Genomic DNA, 1174 nt, shown 5'->3' on the forward strand with positions numbered 1-1174 from the left:
TGTCTAAAGAAAAATTTGAACGTTCAAAACCGCACGTTAACGTTGGTACTATCGGCCACGTTGACCACGGTAAAACTACTCTGACAGCAGCTATCACTACTGTTCTGGCTAAAACTTACGGCGGTTCTGCTCGTGCATTCGACCAAATCGATAACGCACCAGAAGAAAAAGCGCGTGGTATCACTATCTCTACTTCACACGTAGAATACGATACTCCAACTCGCCACTACGCACACGTAGACTGCCCAGGACACGCCGACTATGTTAAAAACATGATCACTGGTGCTGCACAGATGGACGGTGCAATCTTGGTTGTTGCTGCGACTGATGGCCCAATGCCACAAACTCGTGAGCACATCCTGTTAGGTCGCCAGGTTGGTGTTCCTTACATCATCGTGTTCCTGAACAAATGTGACATGGTAGACGACGAAGAGCTGTTAGAATTAGTTGAAATGGAAGTTCGTGAACTTCTGTCTCAATACGATTTCCCAGGCGACGACACTCCAGTTGTTCGTGGTTCAGCTCTGAAAGCGCTGGAAGGCAACCCAGAGTGGGAAGCGAAAATTGTTGAATTAGCAGGCCACCTGGATACTTACATTCCAGAGCCAGAGCGTGCAATTGACAAGCCATTCCTGCTGCCAATCGAAGACGTATTCTCAATCTCAGGTCGTGGTACAGTAGTAACAGGCCGTGTTGAGCGTGGTATCATCAAAGTTGGTGAAGAAGTTGAAATCGTTGGTATTCAAGACACGGTTAAAACAACTTGTACTGGCGTTGAAATGTTCCGTAAACTGCTGGACGAAGGTCGTGCGGGTGAGAACGTAGGTGTTCTGCTGCGTGGTACTAAACGTGAAGAAATTCAACGTGGTCAAGTACTGGCAAAACCAGGTTCAATCAAGCCACACACTAAATTCGAATCAGAAGTTTATATTCTGAGCAAAGATGAAGGTGGTCGTCACACTCCATTCTTCAAAGGTTACCGTCCACAGTTCTACTTCCGTACAACTGACGTAACCGGTACTATCGAACTGCCAGAAGGCGTAGAGATGGTAATGCCAGGTGATAACATCAACATGATCGTTACCCTGATCCACCCAATCGCGATGGACGACGGTTTACGTTTCGCAATCCGTGAAGGTGGCCGTACTGTAGGTGCGGGTGTTGTTGCAAAAAT

At 47.2% G+C, this 1174-nt stretch carries 1 protein-coding gene; it reads left to right on the forward strand.

Annotated features, from left to right (window positions below; all coding sequences use genetic code 11):
• A partial coding sequence (gene tuf / locus PR767_RS21195; RefSeq protein WP_117163085.1) for an elongation factor Tu occupies positions 1-1174 on the forward strand: 1174 nt, incomplete at both ends.

Origin of the sequence: Providencia sp. PROV223 (genome assembly GCF_028479245.1) — a bacterium.
GTDB classification, from domain to species: Bacteria; Pseudomonadota; Gammaproteobacteria; order Enterobacterales; family Enterobacteriaceae; genus Providencia; species Providencia rettgeri.